The organism is Streptococcus didelphis DSM 15616, assembly GCF_000380005.1.
GTDB lineage: Bacteria > Bacillota > Bacilli > Lactobacillales > Streptococcaceae > Streptococcus > Streptococcus didelphis.
The window spans coordinates 23917-50327 of the sequence record NZ_KB904196.1 but is presented as its reverse complement, the minus strand read 5'-3'; the positions used below and the strand labels follow the sequence as shown (position 1 = coordinate 50327).

Sequence of the window (26411 nt, the reverse complement as noted above, 5' to 3'; positions counted from 1 at the left end):
CGAGGGCCATTTAAGCACTCATTAATTAAAAAATTGTAATCCTTTTCATTTGTGTATTTATTCTTACTCTATTAGAATAAACATAGAAAATAAGAAAGAGATAGGAACTATGCTAAAACAAAAAAACTATGTTCATTCCAAAAGCGCCACAATGCTTCTAGCCAGCCTCTTGCTTTCAGCTGGTTTTATATGGTCACAAGAAGTCGTTTCAGCCCAAGAGAATGCTACTGCCTCAACTGATACTAGCTTGGTAGCTAGTGGCCCTTCTGCTCCACAAGCTGAAATAAGTGCCTCTGATAAAACACAGACTAGCTCTGCAAGTCCTAATCAAGACACAGACAAGGAAACAATAACTGATTCTGACAGTCCTACACCTGCTGCCAGCTCAATGCCAGCTGTAAAGGCTGAACCCACAGCCCAGCCTGCCCAAGCAGCAGTAAATGAGAATCAGCCTAAGCCAGCCAAGCTTAGTAGCACAGCCTATGTCGATGGAGAAAAGAAAGAAAAAGCCCTAAACTTCAGCCTTGAAGAGTATCAAAAAGCAAGTGCTAGTCAATTAGCTAACTTGGTACGCCACTACGGCCTTAGTGGGGACCAGCTTTTAGATTATGCCATCCAGACCATTAAGGCAAGTAACCCTAATCTCAACAATGTTATTAGCCTAAGAGAAGATCTAGCCAGAAAAGAAAGTGCCGCTATGGTAGATACTGGTCAGCCCTTCTATAAAGTTCCTATTCTAGTAAAAGGTCTTGGACACACTGTTTCAGGGGGTTCTAATACAAATGGTTTAGCCTTTCTTGATGGCAAAACAAGCACTTCCACAGGTTCTTATGTTAAAGAGCTGCAAAAGGCTGGTTTTGTAGTCATTGGACAATCCTCTTACCCTGAAATGGGGTGGATAAATGTCACTAATTCTGATCTCTACGGTATCACCCATAATCCTTGGAATTTAGATCATAATCCTGGAGGTTCATCTGGAGGCTCTGCAGCTGCTGTTTCTTATGGACAAGTGCCTGTTGCCAGTGCCTCTGATGGTGGAGGTTCAACACGTATCCCTGCCTCTTGGACTGGTCTCATTGGTCTTCATCCGAGTCGTGGAATCTTAGAAGGCAATTCTTCATCTGAAACGAGTAATGTGAGCCATTTTGCCTTAACCAAATCAATGGAAGATACCTCAACATTATTTGAATTTCTCCTAAAGGATAAGACTAAAAACCTACAGACAAAGGCTAAATTGAGTCAAGACATGACCATTGCTTATACTAAAAAAACACCTGCTGGAACCCCTATTAGTCCTGAAGCAGTAGCTGCTGTAGACAATGCCCTTGTTTTTTTAAAAGAACAAGGGTTCAAAACAGTAGAGGTTGACTATCCTGTAGATGGCAAAGCCATGATGGAAGATTATTATAAAATTGCTGCATCTGGTGCAGGAGTCATTGACTTTCTGGCACAACAAAACCTAAAACGTCACCTGCAAAAAGAAGATGTCGAACTCCTAAGCTGGGCTCTTTACCAAACAAGTAAGGATTTAAGCAAAGAAGATGTCAAAAAAGCCTGGGAACACATTGCTAGTATGAATCAAGTCATGGCAGAATTCTATAAGAAGTATCCCCTCTTTTTAACCCCAACGACAGCCTTTGCTGCTCCAAGTGCAGATTACCACCATATTGCAAAAGAGTTAATTCCTCAACTTGAAGACATGTCCAAGCTATCTAAAACAGAAAAATTAGACCTGATTTACAAACAATGGTTACCTGCCTGGACCCTGACTCCTTTCACCCAATTAGCCAATTTAAGTGGGACTCCATCCTTAAGCCTGCCAACCCATGTCACAAAAGATGGACTTCCTCTAGGGATTTTGTTTAATAGCTCAGCTAATAATGATAGGCTACTTCTACAAATGGGGGACTTATTTGAAAAAGCGGGCTTATTCCAAACCCTCTATCATCACCAAGTGCCAACCACAACCCAAGAAGGAACTGATCCTATTCTAAAGTCTAATAATCACAAAAACCCAACAGCTACATTTCCTATTCAAGTTCACTATCACCAAACAAACTTTCTTGCTAGCCCTAAAACCCCAAACCATGGGCAAAAAACCTTACCTGATACTAAGGACAGTCAGTATGGGCTGATGACAGTACTGGGCTATAGCTTTATTGCCAGCTCTTTACTTATTTTAGCCAAACGAAAAAAGACCTAATTCTTTTAACTTAGATTTTCCAATTGAGAAAATCTAAGTTTTTTTGTTACAATAGCTATAATCTTGCCTGACTTTCTAGTTTCCACAATTATAGAAAGCAGGACTCCCTTAAAGGTTAATAAGATATTACTTACGTTTGGAGAAAAAGAATGCCTGATAATTTAGCACTACGCATGCGTCCTAGAAAACTTTCAGAAATTATTGGACAAAAACATTTGGTAGAAGAAGGTAAAATAATCCATCGGATGGTTGCTGCTAATATGCTATCCTCCATGATTTTATATGGGCCCCCAGGAATTGGTAAAACCTCTATTGCCAGTGCTATTGCAGGGACTAGCAAATATGCTTTTCGAACCTTTAATGCCACTGTAGACAGCAAAAAAAGACTACAAGAAATTGCCGAAGAAGCTAAATTTTCTGGTGGCTTAGTCCTCTTATTAGATGAGATTCATCGTCTGGACAAGGTAAAACAAGACTTTCTCTTACCTCTTTTAGAAAATGGTAATATCATTATGATTGGCGCCACCACTGAGAATCCCTTTTTCTCCGTAACTCCTGCTATTAGAAGCCGGGTGCAAATTTTTGAATTAGAACCACTTTCTAATGATGACATCAAGGAAGCTGTAGAAAAAGCACTTGCAGATAAAGAAAGGGGATTTGACTTTGAAGTTATTCTAGATCCTAATGCCTTAGATTTTATTGCATCTGCTACAAATGGAGATCTGCGCTCTGCCTACAACTCCCTAGAATTAGCCGTTATGTCTACCAGGACTAATAGTCAAGGATTACGCCATATCACCTTAGATACTCTTGAAAATAGTCTGCAAAAAAGCTATATTACCATGGATAAAAATGGCGATGCCCATTATGATGTGTTATCAGCACTGCAAAAATCTATTCGAGGATCTGATGTCAATGCCAGCTTACATTATGCTGCACGCCTGATTGAAGCTGGTGATTTACCTAGCCTTGCAAGACGCTTAATTGTTATCGCCTATGAAGATATAGGCTTGGCCAACCCCGAGGCACAAATTCATACTGTTACAGCACTTGAAGCTGCCCAAAAAATCGGATTCCCAGAAGCTAGAATCCTAATAGCCAACGTTGTTATTGATCTTGCCTTATCCCCAAAATCAAATTCAGCTTATCTTGCCATAGATGCTGCCCTTAATGATTTAAGAAAATCAGGTAACCTTCCCATTCCAAGACACCTCCGCGATGGCCACTATTTAGGAAGTAAAGAATTAGGAAATGCCCAAGAGTACCTCTATCCTCATGCCTATCCTGAAAAATGGGTCAAGCAACAGTACCTCCCTGATAAGTTAAAAAAGCGTCACTATTTTGAAGCAGTCGAAACAGGAAAATACGAGCGAGCCCTTGCTGCTAATAAAGCTAGGATTGACAAGCTTTCTCAAGAATAAAATAAAACTAAGATAGAAAACGTTCCCCAAATTGAGGATTTTGACTTGAAAAATTCTCAGAAAGTGGTATCATAGTAGCAAAGATAACTGCTGTGGCATACGAGTCCACATATAAGTGTTGACCGACTATTTCTTTGTATTATGGGAGACAAAGTTCCCCTCTAGTCTGCAAGCCGTTTCACGCGGACGCAACTTCCAAGAGAGGACGCGTTGCCCACCTGCTTATATTTGTGCGGGATCAATACAAACAGTGGACTACCGGTGCCAATACAGCATTCTTTTTTGCCTCCTTAGCTCAGTTGGTAGAGCAGTAGACTCTTAATCTATGGGTCACAGGTTCGAGCCCTGTAGGGGGTATTAATAATAGTGTCAAAAACCTTGATTTAAAAGGTTTTTTTCTTTGTTTTGGCAAATTTGTTCTAAATTTGTTCTAGAAGATATTCTTTAAAAATTAGCTTTAAGATACTAAACTTCTGACCGTTTCATATTCCTTATTTATTACTTCTGTCAAGACGTGACCATAAGTTTCAAGTAACTGTGTAATATCCTTATGACCCATTAATCTTGCAACTACCCAAATATCAACACCCTTAGCCAATAAGTAACTTCCATAGGTATGTCTTGCACCTATTGCAGTCATTTTTGAATCAATATTTAATAAATGTAATACATTTCTCAAACTTTTATTAATAGCACTATTTGACGACACACCGTATCTATAGTCATAAAATATTTGATTATTAATATTTACAATTTTTAAATTTTTCAACATAGCTTGCTGATCGTCCTTCAAGCGTCTTAAGATTAATGCTAAAGATTGACTAATAGGAATAGTACGAATAGAAGTTTTTGTTTTAGGTGGACTAAAAGTTCCCTTATCGCCACTGAATCTTCTATACGTCTTGATTTCTAGATCCTCAAAATTAACATCATCCCAAGTTAATGCTAAAGCTTCACCCACTCGCAAACCTGTTTTAAATAACACCAGTAATAAATAATAAACGATACTATTTGAATAATCTAAATTATTTTCTAAATAAGATATTACTTTCTTATAATCAGAAATACTATGTAGATATTTATCATCTGCATCCTTAACAAATTGCCTACCAGCTATGACAACTCCATCTGTAAAGTCAGATAATAAAATGCCATCTCTTTTTGCAAACTGAATGGTTTTTTTTATATCAGAATTTAATCTCCTGACATGATTTTTAGTATATTTTTCAGCGTACGTATTTAATTTCCTTTGATACGCACTATGCTTTATTTTATTTACCTTCTGATTCCCAAAAAGCTTACGAATAATCGAACCCCTAATAAAATATTTATTCTTAGTAGTCTCTGCTAAATCACTAGGCTTAATGACTAAGTTATACCATTCAAACCACAGTTCATACAATGTTATATCAGAAGATATAGAATTTACTAGTGACTTTTGTTGCTCTATCCTCATAGCTTCATTCATAGCTTCACGCTTTGTCTTAAAGCCTGAACCAGAAGCAACTAACTCACTTTTTTCATTGAATATTCTATAATCCCATAATTTCTTTTTACCTCTTTGTCTATATGTTGCCATTTTTCTCCTTTCCTAGACATCAAGGAATTTATCCTCAATATTATATCATTTAGTTATTTAATAAAATAGAACCAAAATTTTCTTCAAAGTATTTTCTAGCTCTAGTTGCTAATATTTTATAACGGCTACCTTTCCCCCTAGGATAAACAATAAAACCATTTGGATTAATTGATAAATCAACTTCCTTTTTAATATCTGGGTTTAATAAGATATCATTAATTAACTTTGACCTACCAAGGCCCAACAATTCTTGCAAATTATCAATATCCCACCATTTTCCTTGTTCATTATCACTTAACAAATCTAAATATTCCTCTTTGGAAATGATAACAACATCATCTGGTACAGGAACACTCACATTAAAAACTTGTTGCATACTCATTCTCCTTATAATTTAATTACTCCGAACATTATTTGTTCCGGTTAAGCAGGTTTTCTGATTTAAAATCGAACTATTTTTCATCTTTAGCTTTAATTTATATACAGTATCCCCGAACTTTGCTCTTTAATAAAAAAACAAACAAAAAAGCCATGAAATTAATCATGACATCAATGTTTCTCCATATCTAATAAAATATCATTTATCAAAAATAACAAATACTTTCTAACTTCTCTTTTTTTAGAATCATGCAAAAAGAATTCTTTAAAACCTACATAATAAATATATAAAACAAATATCCATACAATTAATAAAATACTAGATTTAAAAGTTTTGGCATTTAACCAAGAAGTTACAACTCTCTCTATTGAATTATAACCTAATATTACTGGAATTAAACCTACTACAATCACACCAAAAAAATTAAATATCTTTTGTAAAAATGCTTTGAATTCTAAACCAATCCCTGTTGTCTCTCTATTTTCAATTATCATTCTTAAATGCTTCAAATCAAGTTCTGATAGTCCCATTAATTCTTTACGAACACTTTCAATTTCTTGAAATGTAGTTCTTGAATTTTTAATAGACAATTTTTTTATTATAAATCTAAATTTAGAATACTTTTCTTTTTTTTAAATCTCGTAATACAAAATCTAACCAAACATTTAACTCGTAACTATCATTTAGAGTAATATACTTATAGTTCAACACAATAACATCCCTTTATTTGTTATTATATCAATCGTGCAAAACTTTTTCTAGTAGTATAATTAATATTAGTAATAATATTGTCAGTATTAATCTGCTAGATATTGTTTCAATTAATTTCAATAAAATAATACTATAAATTAATGCTATGAAATAATATACTAGTCTTTTCAATTTCGCTCCTTTAAACAAAACTAAAGCCATGAAATTAATCATGGCTTTATCTTATTTTTTACTTTTCTTTTTCAAAAACGTTAAATACTTTTTGATATTTTCTTTCCAACCTACCCAGATAGCTCCTAAAATAGCTAAACCTCCCAAAATGGCTAAGATTGTTTTAGTCTCTCCAGTTGATGGTAAGACTTCTAACTTCCCATCTTTTGTTTTTAAGGCAACTGTACCATCTTTTTGCTTTACAGCACCAATTGCTATCGCAGGTTTCAGTACATTACCAGTTTCTGTTTGAACCCAAACATTGCCATCTTGCGTTCCCAAAACCGTGTAGCCTGTATTCGTAACAATTGGTGTCTCAATAACAGGTTTCGTCACAGGTTTAGGAGTTTCAGTTGTACTAGCACCTGTATTTTCTTCAGCTTTTTTCACCTCTTCTGACTTAGGTTGTTCTGGAATCACTTCTGAATCATTGGACTTAACAGGCTCTTCCGTCTTCTCTTTGCTTGGCTTAGTCTCCGTCGAATCTGTTACTTTATCCTCGCTTGTTTCTGAATCTGATTTAACTGGAGGGATTAGCTGATCAGTACTATCTGCCACCTTGTCCTCGCTTGGCTTAGTCGGGTCAACAATTTTATTGGTAGTATCTGTTGCTGTATGCTCACTCGGTGTCGTTGGTTGAGGTGAGACTGGTACCACCACTGCATCCGTTGTTCCTGCTACTGGATCTGCTACATCATTAGCACAAACCACCCCACTTCCAAGCAAAGCAATACTTGCAATCGTCATAAAACTCATCATTTTTTCTTTTGTCATCTTATTTTTCCTCTTTTCGTTTAATTAAAACATGACATTTTTTGGAGTGCCATGTAAACTCACAAATTCAAACTGACCTGTACCAGTAACATAATTACCAACAAGACTTAATTGATCTTGCTGATGAGTCACTAATAAAATCGTAAATTGATACACATTATCAGAATTGCTCTGATAAACCGTCAAGCTATCTAAATCAAAGTGATACCCTGCTAAAAGCATCGTTTTAATGCTTGCTGCTGTTGCTGGATTAGTAATGGACAACTTATTATCATAAGTAACCTTAATATCATCTTGACTTGATACACTAGCTAAATAATCAATCGGTATTACAATAGCTGATTTCACCTGTTTAGCTTCTTTTTCGTTAACACGCTCCTCAGGCATCTCTAAAGTGGCCTTGGCTTCTTTGGCAATATTTCTCTTAACCTTGGTTTTACTTTTATTCGGTGTAATTGGTTTTACAAGTATTTCTTGATTAGCTTCTATTAACTGAGATGGCTTTTGACGATGATACAACCGATAAAATCCTAATGAAAGAGCTACTGCCAGAATAACAATAATAACTTTTCTTATCTTCATTATTTACCTACCGTTCCTACTGATTTCGTAATCTGATAACCGAGTTTCGCAGGATTGTAAAAAGTATATCCTTCATTTTTTAATTCTGCAGTAGTGACATAGCGATAGTTCCAAGAGTATTTCCCAAAGCCACCATCATCACCCGAATAAGACGCATAATTTTGTTCCACAATTAAAATGTCCCCATTTTCAAAAACATGGCTGACAACACCTGTATGGCCAGCAGAACTAGTCCCTGCAGAGGAAAATACAGCACCTGAACTTGGCGATTTATCAGATGAACCGCCAAAAGTCCTAACCCAATTAGCAACAACCATATTCCCATTACCTGCTTTTTGTGTTGGATGGCTACCGTTTTTTGACCACAAAGCATACATCAAACTCGCAGAAAGATCGGTACATTGACCCCCTGTCGAAGCAATCGCATACCAGCCAGCCGCTTGTCGATAATTCAAGCCAACTGATCTGGGATCGAGCGCATAAGGTTTTAAATCTGCAGGCAATTGTTCTGGTCGCCAAGCATTGTAGGAAGTATAGTTGACTTTGCCTGTACGATCTTTCCCAAAAGCCCCCTTAGAGTAAGAACCTGATTCGCATAATGATAAAACGACTTCTTTTGATTCCCCTTCCCCCGGCTTTAGTGGACCGAAAATGTCAAAAGATTTATGAAATACTATTTCATTATAACTATATTTAGCTCCATCGAATAATTCATACGCTTTTTGAGCATCTGCTTGCTTTTGAAATGGATTAATATGGGCAGTACTACCACGTTCATAAGCTTGCCAAACTAGCGTAGCCCGTTTCGGATCGGTCATCTGGGCCATTTGCTTAAAGGTATGATTTCCTCCTGTCAAATCCATTGAAGCATTCCAATCACCAGCTAGAATGGCTTTTGCAACAAAAGCATTCATAGCATCTGCATCTTCCCACTTAGGGTCACCTAAAGGGGCATATTTGGTATAAGGGGTAAATTGATAAATACCACCACCTGCTTCTGTCGTATAGTAACTTAAACCGACTGGTTTTACGCCAAAAGCAATAGAATTCGTTCTTAAATCATTGCCATAATGTCCTTCTGCTCGACCTATCATGGCAAAGCCACCCTCGGAATTAACCCAACCTACAATTCCTGCAGCAGAAGCTCCTGAAAGTCCTTTTGTCACCCAAGCGTCAAAGACTTTACCTGCCGTTATATTTGCAATTGAACCTTTCTTTGTCCAATCGGTTTGTGAAGCGGAATCACTTGAGGTAACAAATTGTGTTGATAGTTCAGGAGTCACTTGACAATCACCTTGACTGCTACTAAATATAGTCGTAATAATAACAACAATAAAAAAAGGAATGCTCATAAGCACTCCTAGACAGCCTAGTTTCTTCTTGATAACATTCCCTCCTTCTTAAACTGGTCAATCAGAGATACGATATGTTATAATAAAAAAAGCAGAAAAGTTAAGACGGTGACTCTTATTTCTGAAAGGTAGGTGATGCCTATGGGCAGTTCATCAAAATCTAACAGAAAGGAGCGATTTATTGTCCACTTACGAAGCAATCCAACTAATGCTTACTTTTGGTAGTTTTTTACTTACCTTAATCGGATTAGTCATTGCAATCGTAAAATTAAACAATAAAAAATAACCGTCTAAACTTTGGCGAGTTCCGGTTATTTTTTAATAATTAAGATAAGCCACCGTCTTAAACGGTTCTGCTTTGGGTAGTTGTTTCCACAACTGCCCTTTTTCTATTTTCATTATAACCCTTATCTCCAAATTAAGCAACTATTTGATGACATCACAATACTTCTTTTAAACATGTCCTCTAAGTTTATCTAATTCAGCTAAAATAGTCGCCTTTCTTTCTACATTTTGTTTTAACCGTAACTCTTTTGATTTACTGGCATTAAACCCTCTTTGAAAGGCAGTTCTTCCATGTGCTTTATAATAACTGTCATCATCTGTAAATTGACCTAATTCTGCTTCTAACTTAGCTTTTTGACGATTTCCTAGAGGTTTTTGCCGTTTAGCTTTTAGTCGTTGATATTCTGCTTGAGAATTAAATGGTTCTTTAGCGTTTGTTGCTGGTTCAGACCTTTCGGGAACAATTGGAGATTCAAATGAATTTTCCAAAGGTTTTTTATCAGAGGGATAATTATTTGCAGTAGAAATATTTCCCTTTTGATTGCTTTGATAAATCATATCGTCTATCTCGGGAGTTTCAACCCCAGATGAAAATCCTTTAGATTGATAATCACTTTCTGACAAAAACGGACTTTTCATTTCCTCATTAACAACTGGTAAATCATAAGAAATATCATGACCAGTTGATTCAATCGTCTGACTAGATTTAGAAACATTCGTTGAAAACTGATGATCCAACGGTTCTGAATCATCTAAGGAGCCATCAAAAGATTGACTGTTTAGATTATCCCTCTCGAAATCAGTTCCTTGTGAAAAATCGAAACTATCATAAGAAAAGTTATTCTCTTGATCATACTCCTGGTTATCATAAACAGCTTGTTCTTCTTGATAATCAGAAAGAGGATTCCTATCATCAGACATACGAGAAACACTACCTTCAGAAAATTCTTGATCTCCTACAAAACCTCCAGATTCTGAAAACTGATGGTCAAAATTAGTTTCATTGGAAAGGTCATTGTAATCAGAAGTATTATCTCCTCTGAAACGATTTTTAATGGCATTCAGATTTTCTCTAGCATGCACAAGACTACCAACACCATAACCAGCTCCCATCATTGCAAGATTAGAAACATCATGTGCCTTATCATAGATATTTTTAGGTGTAACTCCTAAACCGTTTGCTTGTTGGGCAACCATATTTCCTGCTTGTGTGACAGCTTGTGCTGCACTAGATCCTACAATTAAACTCAATACCTTTTCCTTGTGTTTCCAAATTTGCCAAAAAACAACACCCTGAATAATAATGGTAATAAACAACATAAATAAAATAGATTGACCTTTAAGGTTGCTGCTACTTAATAAATCACCATCTGTAAATCGAGACTTAATAAATGTCGCAATCAATGATTGTATATAAAAGACTATTAAAGTTAAAAAGCCTGTTAAGGCTGGAAAAGAAACACTCCCAAGCATTAACTTGAGCATATTAAAGGCAATGTGTTGCATTTTAGGTAGAAAGGATACCAATAAGGCCAGTGGGAATAGAAACATTAACAAGATGACCACAATATCTGCTAAAAAGGCAATTAATTGAATCAATAATAAAGGTATAGCTAATATCACAGCTTCAAAAATTTTCAAAATAACATAAATAGACTTGATCCAAATATAGTCACTAACAGCTGACAACCACCTATTTTTTTCTTTCCCATCATTTGCATCACCCCCTAAAAAGTCAGTATAGTCTAAGATTTTTTGACTCTTAGGTGTTATAAATTGACCATCTTTATCATATTTACCTAAAATTTTACTATTATCTAGTACTTCATCTTGTCCCGTTTGATTATTATGAAAACTACCGTTTAACTGACCTGTATTTACATAAAGATAGGCTGTATAAGACGTTTTCATAATATAATTATCAGCCACCGAAGCCTTATGAGAAATGGTTTGCTTCTCATCTTCTGGACTCACTACCGATAGATTAGTTACTGCATCACTAAAAGAACTAGCTACCGAATGAACCATATCCAGCACATAGACACCGCCAGAAGTTGACTGCACCGTCCCAAAGTAACCAAACGCTAATAATGTAACCGCAAACAAATGGAGTAAGCGTCTTGAAAAATCACCTTTTGAAAAAATAAAGGCTAGAAAAATGGAGAAAGCGGATAAGGCAATTAAGAGATAGAGTAATGAATTCGTAAAATCTGCGGATTTAGAGAGGTTATCCCACAAAACCTTGGAACTATCAAACACAGTCTGACGGTAAGTATCATATAAACTAAAGTTTTCAAAGAATCGTAAAATAATGGAGAAGAAACCAACGATCAAGTTAAGCAAGAAAAAAGGGAAATTAACAAAAATATCTGTCAAAGTTACCTGTAATCCCGTTTCAATTCCTTGCGTCTTTTCCATGTAAGCCTTTAACGCAAAAATATCCACATCCTTAACCTTCTGAAAAGTAGAAGCTATTAATCCATCATCAATCTTATCCATGTAGCATCTCCTTTCTACGAAGCATATTTATTTTCTAGATGGCTTGAAACAGATTGTTTCATTGGTTTTAGTAAAGGATCAATATCAGGGTGAATGTTGTGAACAGACATCATATTTAGATTCCCGTAAACATCATAATAAAGGCATTGACCTGAAATCATGTTATCAATCCATTCCAAGTTTTTTTCGTTCACTTCCAAACCAACATGATTTAAGATGGCTTCACGTTCTGATTTTTCATAAAAAGCAAAAATAGTACCAAAACCAGTCGTATCGTCATCATTTTCGGCATCATGTACCGATTGAGACACCAACATTAAAACATTATACTTAGATCGACCCACACGACGCATGGACTTAATAACCGCCTTTCCTTCAGATGATTGCATGAGAATCCATGCTTCATCAAAAATTTCAACAGTTTCCTCATTGGTTCGTTCCCCAAAGTGCTTACAAAAAGCACCTAAGGCAAACATGAGGGCAATGGAATTCGTCTCATGATCAGAAATATGTTCAGCTCCATCTTTTGGCAAGGAAAGGTCTGCAACTTCCAGCACTGTCACACGTTCTTCATAGGATAACCCCTTGACATTACCATCTGAAAAAGCCAATTCCAAAATAGAATTTTTAATAATGGCTTTAAAATAATGTCCCACATCTACAATATCCTGATGATCTGATTGACATAATGTCTCAATGACCTGATTAAAGCCAACGACTTCCCCATTTTCACGTCTTGAAATCACCTCACTAATTGCCTCTGTTAAAGCAGTAGTTTGTACAATTTTAACTTCTGTCGCATTTCTTAACAGATAAAGTAACATATTTTTGGCAGTAGATGAGGCATCTTCTTTATCCAAGATAACAATAGGATCTAAAACCCCATGGTTTGCCTTAACAGCACTATCTAACGTCACAAAATTAATTTGCTCAATCTGTTCCTTTCTAAGTGGGAATTGTTTTGCATAGTCTGGATCAGATACTACTTGTAAATAGTGTTGCCTTAGCTCCCTCTTAGGGTCAATGTAAAGTACTCTGACATTTTGTTGCGCAGTGTGTAAAAAAATCATTTGTGCAAGATAGGATTTCCCCTGACCTGTCGCACCTGTAATGATAATATGAGGATTTTTAGTTACTTTCCCAGCAACATCTTCCTTATTCGCAACCGTTGCATTGAACAAAACTAAATTCTTAGATCCCATAATCGCTTCACCAATATTATCCCAAGCAGATAAACGATTATCTACTCGTCCAATATACCAGCCAATCCTGTTACCTGACTGGGTATTGGTAAATAACATCATTTCACTAAATCCGCGACTAGTTACTAAATGATTCCACTTACGAGTGGTCTTTTGTAAGTTTTGACCATATAACAAGGCTTGAAAGAGGTAAGGGGTGTCGTGACTAGCTTCATGAACCGCAACCTGCATATCCGCAAAGTAACTTAAAACAGCATGTCTACGCTGCCTTAATTGTTTGAGACTAGACCCAGAAACCACCAAAAAACAACCATATTCAATGATTTCTTCTTTATTCCCAACTTTCTTCATCAAGTCTTTTAATGAGTAAGCACCCATTAATATATCATCTTGTTGAACTGTATTCGTTGAATAAGCTTCCTTCATAATTTGATCATAACGTGTATTGGAGCGACCCATTGTCCCACCAAGTTTTGTCTTATCTATAAATTCTGCTTTAAATCTCAATTCAACTGGAAAACTCATACGTTGAACAAGTTCACCAAGATGAAATCCATTAAATATTGTTGAAAATCTTCCTACTGGAAGAATAGTTACAAATGAACTACCATACGGACTTTCTAACTTTAAAAAACCACCTGACAGTGGCTTAATCAAAGTATCTGTTACGTTTAACAATGTTCTATTGGCAATAACTTCATTTTTAGCGTGTGGAATATAACGTAAGTATTGCATACGTTGATAATAAAACAAATCTTCTTCAGATAATCTCTTAGCTTTTAGTGACGATAACAAACCATACAACAATAATTCTTCATCTTTGTACTCTTTATACCACTCCTTATCAAGCTCCACAGTATATCCCAGTAAAGAAGCGACATTATCTGCAATTAAATCTAATTGCTTTACCGCAAGTTCTTTTAGGGTGGCACTCATTACATGCCTACCTAGATTAACACCAATAACCCAATCAAATTGATAAGGTATTTCGATTTCATCTGTTAATGTGTCAACAGTGTAATTCAACGTCTCTACACCTAAAGCCTTAACATCATCTGCCAAATCACCAATAAAATCAGACATTTTTTCCTGCAAAAGGTAATCTTTTGGTATCAGCGAAATATCAAAATGCTTGTACTTAGCTAATTTTTTGATAACCTGTGCTACCTTGTCCTTATGACTATCTTTTTTATCACTATCAGTAATAGTGATTGGTGTATTTGGAATCCGATAGTAGGCAATAACCACTTTATCTTTTCGCAAAGCTAAATTACTGTGAATGCTATCAATTGGATATTCCAACTTTTTTACCATCTGATTTCCTTTCTTAATCTTTAAATGTTTGTTTGTTCAAATACAATTTCTTCTAATACCTCAACTCTTTCTCCCTGATAAACAGCTTTTTTGTTAAAGCCATAGTCTACTAAATAGATAAGATAGTCCCAAAGATAAGTATGCATCTTTTTACCTTGTGGCTCGTACTCCGTATAAAATTTTGAAAGTCGATATGGGACAAACCAGTACAGTAACAGAGAAACAGAATGTGTCAGCCGATTTAGCAGTTGCATAGGAGCCGAAAAGACTGTCAACATCAATACTAAAATCAAAAAGAAAACAATAAAAAAGGAAAGCTGCATTGGCGTTGAGAAATACCACAGTAACTTTCCTTTTGATGTTTTAATTTCCTGAATCCAGTAAGGAGCATTTAAGCCCCTACCATAGTCGAAATATTTTTCTTCTTCCATTTTTACAAGCCTGTCTCAATACCGAACCAGCGAAGCATGCCTCCTAAAAAGGCAAGAATTTCTTGACCTTTGAACAAAGACACCACAATCGCATAAATTGAGAGAACCGACCCAACTTTTAGCCAATCTGCATTTTTCCAATTTTTAATCACTAAAAAGGCACAGATAACGCTAATAAGATAAATACCATCTCCCTGAAAAAATTGTTTTAGTCCTGAAACGTTCGGACCTCCTCCTGTTAAAACAACTTGACCTACTTTTGATACATTCATTAATTAAACCTCACTTTTTATCTAAAATAATGGTACAACTTGTCAACATACCACCCATTATCTGACTTAATCAGATACAGAGTGAAATTCTCTGACCGTGTACCTCCTGTTACCATATCTTCAAAGGTAACCATTAGTTGCACAACTTGATTTGATTTATCTTGATAATACAGAGCATTGTTAACGTCTAAAGATTTGACTTGATAATTTCCTCCCATCAGTTCAGGACGTTTCATCAACAACTTCAAATCTGTTTCATTACTTAAGGCATACTTATCAAAAAATACTGGTAAGAATTTTTGTATAGACACCACCTCTTGCTTAGACAAACTCTTGACCTGATCCATGGTTTTTCGTTCAAAAGTTTTTGATTTTCCTTGGAAAAGATCTTCCGCTAAAGTATATGGAGGACTTACTATCGCCAACAACCCATTAGCCATACGAAATGGTATAGCCAAGGTCATCTGATAAGGTTTACTATCTACTTCATAGCCTATTCTCATTAAAGCAACATGATAGTCCTCTTTTTGTTCTACACTAATCAGTCGTTGAGTCTGAAGTTTACGCTCCTTTTTGACATCATCAACAAGGTTAGCTGTTGAGAAAGAATAATAATTATCTAATTCTTCTTTACGTTTTGTAGCCGTGTCATCAGAATAATTGATGTAAGTATAAATAAAATTGTTCATGTAATATTGCACTCTAGAGATGTCTAAGGTTTCCTTCGTATCTTTTTGGATTTGTTGCTTTCCTGATAAAACCGTAGCCTTTAAACTATTTACCTGATTCGACAAACCAATGGCTCGTAATGCCCCCAAAAAACCAACTAAAAAAAGAAGTCCTAACAAACCGTAAACCATCATATTGGCCGTCCGCTGTTTGACTTCTTTTGTTTTTGGAGGCTTCCCTTCTTTTTCTTTTTTTGAATATCTCAATAGAAACTTTTTTATTTTGATAACAAAATTCATTTAACTCCCTTCCATTCTTCTAATATAAAATCCTTTGGGTGTATTTAGTAAAATACCACGTTCCACATACGCATTAATAGCATTAACCCATGTTCCTGATTTATAAAAAAAATCAATGATAGCTTTGATATCAGCATGTTGTAGCAAAGATTGCATTGCAATAGTTTCATCTTTTGACAAAAAAAGATAATGCTTCGTAACAATCTCAGTTACACTTAAACCTCTTTTAAGTAAATATCTAATAATGAAGCTATCACCATCATAAAGCTCTAAAAGACAACGTTTTAAAAGATAAGCTTCAGAAAGTGACATGATTCTATCAACTTCCCAATCCACAAAACCACAAATAAAAAAGGTATCATCTTTGATTCCTCTTTCCTTCATGCGATTTCTAACTTGTTCTTCTGTGAACTTCAATAAATCAAGTTGACATAAATCTTTACCGTAACCTCTCTCTTTTGTTCTGATAAGCGCAATCATTATCTACTTACCCTGATATTTCGACATATCCGTAGTCTGAAAAACCACCTTGGCTTTCTAAGTCAATATCTCGACCATAAGCTTCATGATCAAAATACATCTCCAGAGCCTCTTTACCAACTCCTTGTACGCCTAATTCATCGAAATAATATTCACCTAGTTCTCGTCTAGTTGTTACATCAGGCAGTAAACAACAATCACCAAAATTAAAATCATAATCCACAAAGTCTGAGGCAGTATAACCTGTTACCTGATGCACTGCTTTAACAAGGTCACTATCAACATTCTCTACCAGTTCAACAAATTGATTAATCATCTCAATAGAATCATGTTCTTTTAGTAACTGACAATCTGAATCTGCAATAATATACTCTAAATCATCTTCTTCACAAAGACACAAAGCTAACTTAAGCTCACTAATCTCCACAGGAAAACAAACTAACGTAGCTCTACCAGTTTTTATATCTCTAACAATTGCACTAACATCCATTTTTGACACTCCTTAATTAAAAAGGAGCAAGCCATTGACTTGCTCTCACCCTTAATGAAATTCTTGTAGTTTATGACCAATCGCTGACATAGACTTATGAGCTTTATTAATCACATTATTTTGATAGTAGTATGACTTCAAATGTTGCTGAATCATGTCGACCATATAACCTGGTAAAGTCAATTCTTCACGCTTTTTAAGTAAACTATTTAACTCTCCAGCTTTTTCCCATGATTGTTCATACTGATGACTAACTAATAGTTCTGATAGCTCTTGAGTAACAACTAACAACTTTTTATCTGCTTCTCTACGTGTATTTGACATATTATTTTCCTCTTTTTATTTTTATATTATTGTTCTACTAGTTGCTAACTACTTGCGTTGGACTTCTAATAATCATAACTTCTCCCAAAATAAAAATAAGTAGGTAACCTACTCACATTCATCATCTCTAAATAACTCTCTTTGTCTAAGTAATTGCTTATGCAAACGATAACGTCTTGCTAAATCAATGATAATATCCTGCTGTTTTTCCAATGGTTGCATAAATAAACCAAACTTTAACATTCTTCGTTTCGTGGTAACTAGTTGCTCTAACTCCTTGTTATAATTATCCTGTACTTCTCTAACCCCACAATAACCAATTTTGATGAGGTCATAAATATCTTTTTGATAGTCCAGTAAGCTCCCTTGTTGTATTTCTGGGTAATAAAACTCTCTATCTGGTATCAACTTAGACACCATATCAATCATCATATTAAGTTTAGCACGGCTTTTCACAAAGCAATTAAATTCATTTTCTTTATACAGCATCAGCCTCCTCCCTTACTCAATCCTAACGCTGATTTTATATTGTCTAAGATTTTTTCCCCACGTTCATTAATCTCGCCCGCATTAATAATCATTTGTAAATTATCTCCTGCCGTCAAACTATCATATTCATTGACGAGAGCTAGAGAATCAGATACCTGATGCATCAACCAACGAATCGTACGATCAATATTATAAGGTTCTGGTCTTGTAACAAATTTCAAGGGTTCAACACCTCCAAACATCATTTGCCATTTTTGATCCGCTAAAAAAGCACCAAATTGATTTTGGCCATCATAAACATCTAATTTACTATTGATTAGTCCCCTAGCAATTTCTCCCAATGGTACTCCAGAAATCATTTCATCTACAACACTATTCGCTTTAGATTGAGCAAGTCTTATTTCATAACGATTCCATAATTCAAATATCTCTAAAGCTTCCTCAACGGTTAATCCTTCTTGCCTTGCCAGTTCATAACGCTTTTCATAAAAGTTAAAATACATTTCCGACTGACGACTACCAAAATATAGGGAAATCCCCTGTCTATTTTGTTCTATATCGGACAAATCTTCAAAGTTAAGAGCACCACCTCCAATATAATTCCAAGTTCTTAAACTCTCAAAGTCAAGTTCATGTTGATAATATTTTGCGATCATATCCGATAATAAAAACTGTTCTTGTTCCTTATCTTTTCCCAAATATAGTTCATCAATCGCAATATCAAATCTTGTTACATTTAAGTCGTCACGATAGGTGGCTCTTAGATGAGACAACCACTCAATCCAAGTAAATTGTCCTTGTTCCATAAGAAGCTCTAATTGACGACATCCTTGACCCGATAATTGAACGGTAATCTGAAAATTCCCTGTTTCATGCTTATCTGCATAGTCGAATATCCAAATATCCCCTCGTTTCCAAATATGATTATAATTCATCAACTTTGATTCAACAGACGTAAAATCTTTAAAGCGACAGTGTAAAAAGTGACGGCAAAACAATTCAAGGTCCATAACCGTTTTAATTGTTAATCTCACATAGTCAATCATGACCTGTAATCTAGTATTATCATTATCCTTCAAATAACCAAAACACGATTTAATTTCTTGAAACCGTTCTAAAGACAATGACTTTTTACCAGTCTCATACTTAGATATAAGCGATCTTTCGATTCCAACGCACTCTGCAAAGTCTTTTTGACTCAATTTCATTTTTTTCCTAAATTTTTTCAAATAGATGGGATTCATTTTACCTTTTTCAAACAAAATGTGACCTGTTTTTCGCCATTTTGTGACCTCTCTAAAAAACTTGTAAACCCTTGATACATCTAGTGTTTCGGGGGTTGAAAGTTGTAGATTTTTAAAATCTTACCCCCCTATTAGAAAACGGGGGTTTTAAGAAACTAACGTCCCTTTGCAGAGCCATAGTGTGTCCGCTGGTGCGGCGTGTTCGTGTTGATCGCTTCGCTACACTACGCCTCCAGCTACACTATGGCTCTGCAAAAGGATATTATTATCCTTTTACACTGATTTTCCTGTAAAATATTGACTTAACAAGTCCTTCCAAGACCCTTCAAAGTTATCTTTTTGAGTTAATAAACTAACTAATACAACTGTGTCTGCTTCAGATAAAACTATTTTATCCTCTACACGAGTAAATGTCATATAGTTATCTTTTTCAATCATATCAATGACATTTTTGATTTTACCGAAAGTAAAACCACTTGTTTTAACTAAATCGCCAAGACTCATTGTCTCCTCCTGATTATCGTCCATAAAACCACCTATATCAGGCATCTCTCCCTGAGAAACACCTTCGGCAAACTCCCTCAATGATTCGTCCGAAATAATGTCCTTGGAAACCAAAGTATTTTCAGTCGGATCAAATGGATTTTCATGACGCGAAAGTTTCGCAAACTCATCATAAAATGAAAATTGCTGCGTTAGTAAAGGAGAATAAAACTCTCTCGCCACCTCACCAAAAACAGCCGAATAGCCACGACCATAAACACGCCGACCTGATAAATATTTAATATACCTAAACTCTTTATTACGGTTTTCATCGCCAAAAAGCATCATATAACCACCATCATCAAGGCGTCCAACAGAAATATGATGCATCATATTTGACCTAATTTTCGTTGGTAAATCATCTGCAGATGGCTTTTGCATGGCAATAATCGCATTGCAGCCTACTTGACGACCAAGTAAAATATACTGTGTAAAAGCATTTTCAACAATATCTCTTTCCTGATACGATAATGAAGACATCAAGGCATTATATTCATCACAAATAAAAAAATATGGTTCCAAACCGTAATCATAAAATTTCCCCATATCTTTATGCCCTAAACGTTTCATCTCCTTACGAATAAAGTCATAGCGTGCATACATGATTGTAATAGCATTCTCAAATTTAGCAATAATATCTACTTTTTCGAAAACAATTCTATTTTGAAAAGCAGGTAAATCAGCCATTGTCACAAAATCAGCTCGCTTAGGATCACATATATCCGCAACACCAATAGCTGCAAGACACTTTAAAATTGATCTAAGTAAAACTGTTTTACCGCCACCAGTCCCACCCGCAACAAGCAAATGAGGATCATTGATAAAATCCCAATAATAACCATTCATCAGCTTAATTCCCTTATCCTTTTCCCATACAACATCATTAACAGTTATACGAGCCAAAAAAGCGGAATAAGCTAATTTATAAATCTTAAACCTAGGATCATCAGTTTTTTCCATAAAATCCATAAAAAAAGTATCTTCCAGTTCACCACCAATATCCTTGAAACGCTTTTGAAATTTATTTCCTGCCATTTCAAAGGAAACATTTAAATCAAACTTACCTTGTTTTAAATAGACTTTTGGAAACCTAACCTGCTGCTTTTTATTAGATTTATTACGTTTCTCATAAACAAAACCATTTTCAAACAGGAATTTAGACAAACGTTTTAAACGATCTAATTTTTTAAATAACGGCGTTGCTTCCTGTAAAAACCACGTTAAGTATAAAGATAATAACAAAGCACTTAAAAAACTGACTCCAATACTAATAAGAACTACTAAATCCATCATTTTTAACAAGTCAAAATGATAATAACTATACAACCCAATCGGTATCAAAAACAAACCTAACAAAATAGAAAAAAGGTAATAGCTCAAATACCTCATATACGGCTTTACCTTAATTCCTCTATATTCGGGTATCAAACGCATCTTACCTCTCCCCTATTGTTTACTTTTCTTGCTTATGATTACCTTCACTGGCTACTTTTTGACCAGCAGAGCGTTTAATTTTAGAAGCAAACAACTTAAATTGATTACTTCCTACAGAAGAATAAGTCACAATAACCCCTTCTAATTCAACTGGCTCACGATATTTCAGCTGCAATGCTTCAAACTCCGCAAGACTCATGTCTACCAAAGTAACAAATTCTGTTTGTTGCTGCACTGGTGAGAAAATGCCAACAACAAGTCCACGTGATTCCCCTGTAGGAATTTGTGGATAAGAACCATCTTGACGTCTTGGCTGCGTCATATCGTCTTCATAGATTAAATCTGTTTCTTCAAAGGATCGGAATGATAAGTCACCAAAAATTTCTTTCAGATCAACTAGACCGTCATTTAATACACGATAACTTTTATCTACAATCTGCATTTTCTCTCCAAAATTTAAACCTACTTTTGCCATTCCTATTTACCTCCAGCTAATTTCAATCCTGCTGCACGTACATTAAGTGCAGGTGCTACACTATTACCATTCAAAGCTCTATCTTCAAAAAAGATAGCTTCACCATCAATTTCAACCACATCATCTGTTTTAAATACTTGAGCTAAAGCTGGCGTAATAACATGAAACACCCCATGCTTTTCGTTTGAAACAATATGGCGTTGAAACTGCCCTGCTTCGCCGTCAATTCGACGGGGAGCATCTCCTAATTTTTCATACCATGCTTTACCAATAAAATCTGGTTTTAACTTTAATGTTGATTTATCCATAATCTGCCTCTTTTCATTTCATTTAAAATAAAAAGGCTAGAATTGTCTTATCACACTTATTTCCTAGCCTTTCTGCTTAGTTTTATGACTTTTCGGTCATTATTCTAGCAATAAGCCAAGGCCTACCCACTCACGCTAACAAGCAACCAGTCATTCATCTAGGCTTTTTGAGGGGAAAGGAGACCCCTAACGATTACTTGTAATGGTTACTTATTAGAGAGAATGGATAGACCAAAAGCAAGTTGCTTTTATGGCTTATCCATTAAATTTTTAATGTTTACGACGTTTAATCCCTACAACACCTAAAGTTGATAGTAAGGCTGCACCAATCACAGTCAATAAAGAAGCTCCCTGCTCACCTGTTGATGGTAAAGCTGGTGCTTTAGGTGTCACAGGTTTTGATGGTTCTGGCGTATGAGTGATAACTTTATTAGACTTCACAGGATTACCGTTGACATACAAAGTGTACTCATTTGCCACATCACCTGCTTTGATGCGCTTGACAACCACAAAAGCATCTGCCCCAAATTCACTAGTACGTGGAAGTTGTGCGAGGAAGTCTGCCTTAAAGGCCAACTCATAGCGACCTGTTTCCTTATTATAGATTGTCTCAGTATATTTTGCTAAGTCAGTCCCTTTAGTAATGATAGTGCCATCTGATAAAGTGATGTCAACTGTCGCAAGCACCTTATCTTTTTGATAAAGGTCATGCGTGTGCTGAAGTTGATCCACAAATTTGTATTCTGTTAGGTCATAGCCACGACCTGCTGGGATGACCCAACCTTCCAAACGATAGGTAACTTCATCATCGATTTTCACTGTGCTATTATTGATAGACTTACCATCTTGGTCAAGCACCTCTTTATGAACAGCTAATTCAGGCAGGTGGTTAATCACAACATTGCCATAATAGCCATTTCCCATATCTAATTGATAGGTTTGGTTAGTGATGTCACCTTTCTTGAAATCCTTCTTGAGCTTAAAGGACAAGTTGTAGGTAATGTCTAGTCCTTTTTGAACATAAGCTTGATAAAAGGCTGCTGGGTCTTTAGCTACCCACATATAAAACTCACCCACTGGGCTTATACCTGATGTTTTAATAAGCGCTTTAAGCTTGTCATCAAGGGTATCTTTTGACAAGACATGGCGCATCTCTAAGAGGTGTGAGACATCATCACCGTTAGCAGCCTTAATCCCATTAACAACGAGTGACTGGCCATCTAAGGCTTCATCCTTATAATCATCCACGTAGATAAAGCCTTTCATGACACTGTCTTTGGAAGCTGTCATGCCTTTGTACTGATCAAAATCTTGCTTAGCCACGTAAGTCAACGTGCTGTTTGGTAAGACTGACTTCCCATCAATAGACTGACCCTTGTCATCCACAATTGTTTTAGTTGGCTTAATCAGATTGTCATGTGGTGTTGGATTATCTCCTCCTGGGTTACGAGGTGTTTTAGGATCATTGCCTGGTGTATAGATAACCGGAGTATTAGACGTTACCGTATAGCTACCATTTGGAGTAGTTATCACCGTCTTAAAGGTATTATAGTAAGTTCCTGCATCATTCAGTAAACGACCAACAAGGGATACCTTAGGCACTTCTACCTCTTGGTCACGTTTGGCATTGAAGTCATCTAAAAGGGATTGAGAAGCCTTAAGGCTAACCTTGCCTGCTTTATCTGTTGTCATTACCCAATCAGGCGAAAGCTTTTGTGTCGCCTTAACATCTAACTCAAATCCAGCTGGTAGTGAATCGGTTAGCATATAGCTTGTGATGTTCTGGCGATCAGCTTTGAGAGGCGTATTAACAAGCTCCCACGTCACCGTTGATCCTTTTGGTACCAGTTGTCCCTCGACATTAACCTGATCACTATTTGTAACAGTCTTAACATTGGTTGGTGTTTGTTTAACAGCAACAGGGTAAACCGTAACTTCATAGACAACTTTTTCAGGAACAGTGACATAAGGTTTCACAATTGGCTTAATCGGATGATAAATATCTGGGGTAAAGCTTTTGAGCTCTGGTTTAACCTCTTCAGGTTTAACTGGCGTTGGTGGTACTGGTTTTTCTTTCTCTAAGTTTGGAACACCATCTGTTGGCTCTTCTGGTGTTGGTGGGACTGGCTTTTCTTGCTCCAAGACTGGTTTTACTGCTTCAGGTTTAACTGGGGTCGGAGGAACCGGTTTTTCCTTCTCTAAATTTGGAACACCATCTGTCGGCTTTTCTGGTGTTGGTGGAACTGGTTTTGCTTGCTCTAAAACTGGGTTGACTGCTTCAGGTTTAACTGGAGTTGGTGGAACCGGTTTTTCCTTCTCTAAATTTGGAACATCATCTGTGGGTTTTTTAGGAGCCTCTGGAACTGGTTTTTCTTGCTCAACGTTTGGTTTAACCATATCAGGCTCTACTGGCTTTTCTGGTACTTCCACATGTGGCACAGCATCATTATTATTGACATAAGATACTAAAGCAGAACCGTGCGTATCGTGTATCCAATCATCATGTAACTGAAAAACATTAATATTTTTAATTGCTTCGTGAGGCTTCAGTTGATATTTAAGATTTAACGCAACTGTTTTATTTAATGAATTGTTAAAGGTTTGATCACCATCATGCGCCTTAACAAAGATCTCTTCACCAGTTGCCGTCAAAATACGAAAAGCAATATTCTTATCAACCGCTTCATTTTTGGCGACATTTTGATACTCATACTTATCGAACGTCACACTATCAATATAGGCTGTGATACTACCATCTTTGTTAGCCTCATAATGATGACTAATTTTACCAGTTAAAGTCCCATGACCAATTGTTTTTTTACCATCAATCATGTCATGCTTAAAAACAAACGAACCATCTGGTTGCGTTGTAACAGTCATGATCGAATTTCCATATTCTGCATTATCAACACCATTGGCTTTTGCATCAATGCCAAAGACAACTTGGTCGATAGCTTTGTTTTCAGCTTCCTTTTTAGCTTGTACAGCTTTTTGGTAGGCTGATAATTGAGCTTCATAAGCAGTTCTCAACTGTTGATTTTTCTGATCAACTGCTGCTTGGGCTTGTTCATTGCGCTGACGAATAACCGCATTCTCAGCTTTAATGCGTTCAATCTCTGCTAGTTTCTCTTGATAGGCAGCTTGAGTCTCCTGATTTGCCTGATGAGTGGCTTGACCCGCTTGTTCATTACGCTTGCGGATAGCGGCATTCTCGGCTTCAATCTGTTTAATTTCTGCTAGCTTAGCTTCATAAGCTGCTTGTAGCGCTTGGTTTTGACGCTCTGCTTCTTGTTGAGCTTTCTGATTACGGTCACGAATGGCAGCATTTTCAGCTTTAATACGTTCAATCTCTGCTAATTTTTGTTGGTAAGCTGCTTGCGCTTCTTGATTAGTTTGATTAGTGGCTTGACCTGCTTGTTCATTACGCTGACGGATAGCGGCATTCTCGGCTTCAATCTGTTTGATTTCTGCCAATTTTGCTTCATAAGCTGCTTGTAGTTCTTGGTTTTGACGCTCTGCTTCTTGTTGGGCTTTAGCATTACGATCACGAATGGCAGCATTTCCAGCTTTAATGCGCTCAATCTCTGCTAACTTTTCTTGATAGGCAGCTTGTGCTGCTTGATTAGCTTGATGAGTTGCTTGACCTGCTTGTTCATTACGTTTACGGATAGCTTCATTTTCAGCCTTGATTCGCTCGATTTCAGTTAACTTGGCCTCATAGTCTGCTTTTAACCTAGCATTCATAGTATCAGCCGCTTCTTGGGCTTGTTTATTTTGCGCATCTACTTGAGCTTGACCCGCTTCATTTTTAGCTTTGGTATCAGCTTCCCCTTTAGTATTAAGAGCGTCAACTCTAGCTTTTTCATCACGATTAGCTTGATCAATAGCTTTATTTTCCGAAACTGCTTGATTAATAGCAGTTGTATTAGCTTCTTGCTTAGTTGTAGCTTCTGTGACAGCTTGAGTTTGTTTCTCTAAATCGGCTTGCGCAGATGATAAGCTATCATGCGTGACCTTCTCAGACTGTTTTACAGTAACACCTGCTTCTTGAGCTGTTGTAACAGCATTGTCCCATTCAGTGTTGCTCACATCTGATACTAACTCACCTGACTGATGGCCAGCTTGATGAGCTAGCTGTGTTTGATCAGCTCTTGGAGGTGTTTGTAGCGTTGTTAAGTTAGTCGCTGGGTTTAAAGAAGTTACATCATCCGCAGAAACACTTGTTGTGCCCATAAGAACTAGGCTACCCAAAGCAATAACTGGAACTAAACCGTAGGCTTTGGATTTACGGAAATAGCCGTGTCCTTTTGTTTTCAATGTGTTCATTTTTAATTTCTCTCTTCTAAGTTGCTTTTAAAGACGATCCTAGGTCTTATAAGTTTTACTAAAAAGAAAAGGAAGGTAGTCTTGCCTTCCAATTAAAAATTATTTTCATCATGACT

At 36.3% G+C, this 26411-nt stretch carries 22 protein-coding genes, 1 tRNA gene, 1 other RNA gene and 1 pseudogene; 5 read left to right on the top strand and 20 right to left on the bottom strand.

Translation table 11 applies throughout. The annotated features are described in order from the left end of the window. Positions 1-109: 109 nt before the first annotated feature. The 4 genes from A3GU_RS0106635 to A3GU_RS0106625 all read left to right on the top strand — a co-directional run bounded on the left by A3GU_RS0106635 (position 110) and on the right by A3GU_RS0106625 (position 3981). Positions 110-2203 (top strand): amidase family protein, encoded by a 2094-nt coding sequence (locus A3GU_RS0106635; RefSeq protein WP_018366759.1) that lies wholly within the window; start codon positions 110-112, stop codon positions 2201-2203. Between the two features lie 149 nt (positions 2204-2352). Next, entirely contained in the window at positions 2353-3624 is a 1272-nt protein-coding gene (locus A3GU_RS0106630; protein WP_018366758.1) for a replication-associated recombination protein A, read from the top strand. 84 nt (positions 3625-3708) lie between these two features. Further along, positions 3709-3904: non-coding RNA, 6S RNA (gene ssrS, locus A3GU_RS10085), on the top strand. Positions 3905-3908: 4 nt separating this feature from the next. Beyond that, positions 3909-3981: transfer RNA gene (locus A3GU_RS0106625), tRNA-Lys, on the top strand. 100 nt (positions 3982-4081) lie between these two features. Here the strand turns inward: A3GU_RS0106625 and A3GU_RS0106620 are convergent. From A3GU_RS0106620 to A3GU_RS0106595, 6 genes and pseudogenes are all read right to left on the bottom strand, one after another. Beyond that, positions 4082-5203 (bottom strand): site-specific integrase, encoded by a 1122-nt coding sequence (locus tag A3GU_RS0106620; protein ID WP_018366757.1) that lies wholly within the window; start codon positions 5201-5203, stop codon positions 4082-4084. Between the two features lie 49 nt (positions 5204-5252). Continuing rightward, positions 5253-5579: a DUF771 domain-containing protein gene (locus A3GU_RS0106615; protein WP_001188029.1), complete on the bottom strand. Its 327-nt coding sequence runs from the start codon at positions 5577-5579 to the stop codon at positions 5253-5255. Positions 5580-5752: 173 nt separating this feature from the next. Continuing rightward, positions 5753-6293, bottom strand: a pseudogene (locus A3GU_RS09665) (hypothetical protein). A gap of 222 nt (positions 6294-6515) precedes the next feature. Then, a complete protein-coding gene (locus A3GU_RS0106605) occupies positions 6516-7277 on the bottom strand; it encodes an LPXTG cell wall anchor domain-containing protein (RefSeq protein WP_018366755.1) in 762 nt (253 codons plus the stop codon). Positions 7278-7301: 24 nt separating this feature from the next. Then, positions 7302-7859: a hypothetical protein gene (locus A3GU_RS0106600; protein ID WP_018366754.1), complete on the bottom strand. Its 558-nt coding sequence runs from the start codon at positions 7857-7859 to the stop codon at positions 7302-7304. After that, positions 7859-9211: a phage tail tip lysozyme gene (locus A3GU_RS0106595; protein WP_018366753.1), complete on the bottom strand. Its 1353-nt coding sequence runs from the start codon at positions 9209-9211 to the stop codon at positions 7859-7861. The genes A3GU_RS0106600 and A3GU_RS0106595 overlap by 1 nt, the downstream gene beginning before the upstream one ends. 181 nt (positions 9212-9392) lie before the next feature. Here A3GU_RS0106595 and A3GU_RS10080 point away from each other — a divergent pair, with 181 nt between their 5' ends. Further along, entirely contained in the window at positions 9393-9497 is a 105-nt protein-coding gene (locus tag A3GU_RS10080) for a putative holin-like toxin (RefSeq protein ID WP_083906209.1), read from the top strand. Positions 9498-9664: 167 nt separating this feature from the next. On the opposite strand, the gene A3GU_RS10625 is transcribed toward A3GU_RS10080, so the two are convergent. The 14 genes from A3GU_RS10625 to A3GU_RS0106525 form a co-directional block, all read right to left on the bottom strand. Beyond that, the gene (locus A3GU_RS10625; protein WP_018366752.1) at positions 9665-11995 is read right to left on the bottom strand and encodes a hypothetical protein; all 2331 of its coding nucleotides are present in this window, start codon (positions 11993-11995) and stop codon (positions 9665-9667) included. A gap of 14 nt (positions 11996-12009) precedes the next feature. Further along, positions 12010-14511 (bottom strand): ATP-binding protein, encoded by a 2502-nt coding sequence (locus tag A3GU_RS0106585; protein ID WP_018366751.1) that lies wholly within the window; start codon positions 14509-14511, stop codon positions 12010-12012. 20 nt (positions 14512-14531) lie between these two features. Continuing rightward, complete coding sequence (locus A3GU_RS0106580) at positions 14532-14942, bottom strand: conjugal transfer protein (RefSeq protein WP_018366750.1); 411 nt, start codon at positions 14940-14942, stop codon at positions 14532-14534. Between the two features lie 2 nt (positions 14943-14944). Next, positions 14945-15214, bottom strand: coding sequence for a hypothetical protein (locus A3GU_RS0106575; RefSeq protein WP_018366749.1), 270 nt, complete (start codon positions 15212-15214; stop codon positions 14945-14947). A 17-nt stretch (positions 15215-15231) separates the two neighbouring features. Continuing rightward, the gene (locus A3GU_RS0106570; protein WP_018366748.1) at positions 15232-16182 is read right to left on the bottom strand and encodes a conjugal transfer protein; all 951 of its coding nucleotides are present in this window, start codon (positions 16180-16182) and stop codon (positions 15232-15234) included. Then, positions 16183-16662 carry a hypothetical protein gene (locus A3GU_RS0106565; protein WP_018366747.1) on the bottom strand — a complete coding sequence of 160 codons (480 nt, stop codon included), beginning with the start codon at positions 16660-16662 and terminating at the stop codon, positions 16183-16185. 7 nt (positions 16663-16669) lie between these two features. Beyond that, positions 16670-17152, bottom strand: coding sequence for an antirestriction protein ArdA (locus A3GU_RS0106560; protein WP_018366746.1), 483 nt, complete (start codon positions 17150-17152; stop codon positions 16670-16672). A 51-nt stretch (positions 17153-17203) separates the two neighbouring features. Next, positions 17204-17476, bottom strand: coding sequence for a hypothetical protein (locus tag A3GU_RS0106555; protein WP_018366745.1), 273 nt, complete (start codon positions 17474-17476; stop codon positions 17204-17206). Between the two features lie 108 nt (positions 17477-17584). Beyond that, on the bottom strand, positions 17585-17962 hold the full coding sequence (locus A3GU_RS0106550) for a hypothetical protein (RefSeq protein WP_026216472.1): 378 nt from the start codon (positions 17960-17962) through the stop codon (positions 17585-17587). A gap of 2 nt (positions 17963-17964) precedes the next feature. Then, positions 17965-19209, bottom strand: a complete 1245-nt coding sequence (locus tag A3GU_RS0106545) for a replication initiation factor domain-containing protein (protein ID WP_026216471.1) — start codon at positions 19207-19209, stop codon at positions 17965-17967. Between the two features lie 273 nt (positions 19210-19482). Next, complete coding sequence (locus A3GU_RS0106540) at positions 19483-21186, bottom strand: FtsK/SpoIIIE domain-containing protein (RefSeq protein WP_040805598.1); 1704 nt, start codon at positions 21184-21186, stop codon at positions 19483-19485. Between the two features lie 19 nt (positions 21187-21205). Then, positions 21206-21661: a hypothetical protein gene (locus tag A3GU_RS0106535; protein WP_018366741.1), complete on the bottom strand. Its 456-nt coding sequence runs from the start codon at positions 21659-21661 to the stop codon at positions 21206-21208. Positions 21662-21663: 2 nt separating this feature from the next. Continuing rightward, positions 21664-21969 carry a hypothetical protein gene (locus tag A3GU_RS0106530; protein ID WP_018366740.1) on the bottom strand — a complete coding sequence of 102 codons (306 nt, stop codon included), beginning with the start codon at positions 21967-21969 and terminating at the stop codon, positions 21664-21666. A gap of 270 nt (positions 21970-22239) precedes the next feature. Continuing rightward, complete coding sequence (locus tag A3GU_RS0106525) at positions 22240-26295, bottom strand: SspB-related isopeptide-forming adhesin (RefSeq protein ID WP_018366739.1); 4056 nt, start codon at positions 26293-26295, stop codon at positions 22240-22242. Positions 26296-26411 lie beyond the last annotated feature (116 nt).

Coding starts and splice junctions, on each gene's coding strand:
- A3GU_RS0106635 (WP_018366759.1), top strand. CDS start 110: ATGCTAAAACAAAAAAACTATGTTCATTCCAAAAGCGCCACAATGCTT.
- A3GU_RS0106630 (WP_018366758.1), top strand. CDS start 2,353: ATGCCTGATAATTTAGCACTACGCATGCGTCCTAGAAAACTTTCAGAA.
- A3GU_RS0106620 (WP_018366757.1), bottom strand. CDS start 5,203: ATGGCAACATATAGACAAAGAGGTAAAAAGAAATTATGGGATTATAGA.
- A3GU_RS0106615 (WP_001188029.1), bottom strand. CDS start 5,579: ATGCAACAAGTTTTTAATGTGAGTGTTCCTGTACCAGATGATGTTGTT.
- A3GU_RS0106605 (WP_018366755.1), bottom strand. CDS start 7,277: ATGACAAAAGAAAAAATGATGAGTTTTATGACGATTGCAAGTATTGCT.
- A3GU_RS0106600 (WP_018366754.1), bottom strand. CDS start 7,859: ATGAAGATAAGAAAAGTTATTATTGTTATTCTGGCAGTAGCTCTTTCA.
- A3GU_RS0106595 (WP_018366753.1), bottom strand. CDS start 9,211: ATGAGCATTCCTTTTTTTATTGTTGTTATTATTACGACTATATTTAGT.
- A3GU_RS10625 (WP_018366752.1), bottom strand. CDS start 11,995: ATGGATAAGATTGATGATGGATTAATAGCTTCTACTTTTCAGAAGGTT.
- A3GU_RS0106585 (WP_018366751.1), bottom strand. CDS start 14,511: ATGGTAAAAAAGTTGGAATATCCAATTGATAGCATTCACAGTAATTTA.
- A3GU_RS0106580 (WP_018366750.1), bottom strand. CDS start 14,942: ATGGAAGAAGAAAAATATTTCGACTATGGTAGGGGCTTAAATGCTCCT.
- A3GU_RS0106575 (WP_018366749.1), bottom strand. CDS start 15,214: ATGAATGTATCAAAAGTAGGTCAAGTTGTTTTAACAGGAGGAGGTCCG.
- A3GU_RS0106570 (WP_018366748.1), bottom strand. CDS start 16,182: ATGAATTTTGTTATCAAAATAAAAAAGTTTCTATTGAGATATTCAAAA.
- A3GU_RS0106565 (WP_018366747.1), bottom strand. CDS start 16,662: ATGATTGCGCTTATCAGAACAAAAGAGAGAGGTTACGGTAAAGATTTA.
- A3GU_RS0106560 (WP_018366746.1), bottom strand. CDS start 17,152: ATGGATGTTAGTGCAATTGTTAGAGATATAAAAACTGGTAGAGCTACG.
- A3GU_RS0106555 (WP_018366745.1), bottom strand. CDS start 17,476: ATGTCAAATACACGTAGAGAAGCAGATAAAAAGTTGTTAGTTGTTACT.
- A3GU_RS0106545 (WP_026216471.1), bottom strand. CDS start 19,209: ATGAATCCCATCTATTTGAAAAAATTTAGGAAAAAAATGAAATTGAGT.
- A3GU_RS0106540 (WP_040805598.1), bottom strand. CDS start 21,186: ATGCGTTTGATACCCGAATATAGAGGAATTAAGGTAAAGCCGTATATG.
- A3GU_RS0106535 (WP_018366741.1), bottom strand. CDS start 21,661: ATGGCAAAAGTAGGTTTAAATTTTGGAGAGAAAATGCAGATTGTAGAT.
- A3GU_RS0106530 (WP_018366740.1), bottom strand. CDS start 21,969: ATGGATAAATCAACATTAAAGTTAAAACCAGATTTTATTGGTAAAGCA.
- A3GU_RS0106525 (WP_018366739.1), bottom strand. CDS start 26,295: ATGAACACATTGAAAACAAAAGGACACGGCTATTTCCGTAAATCCAAA.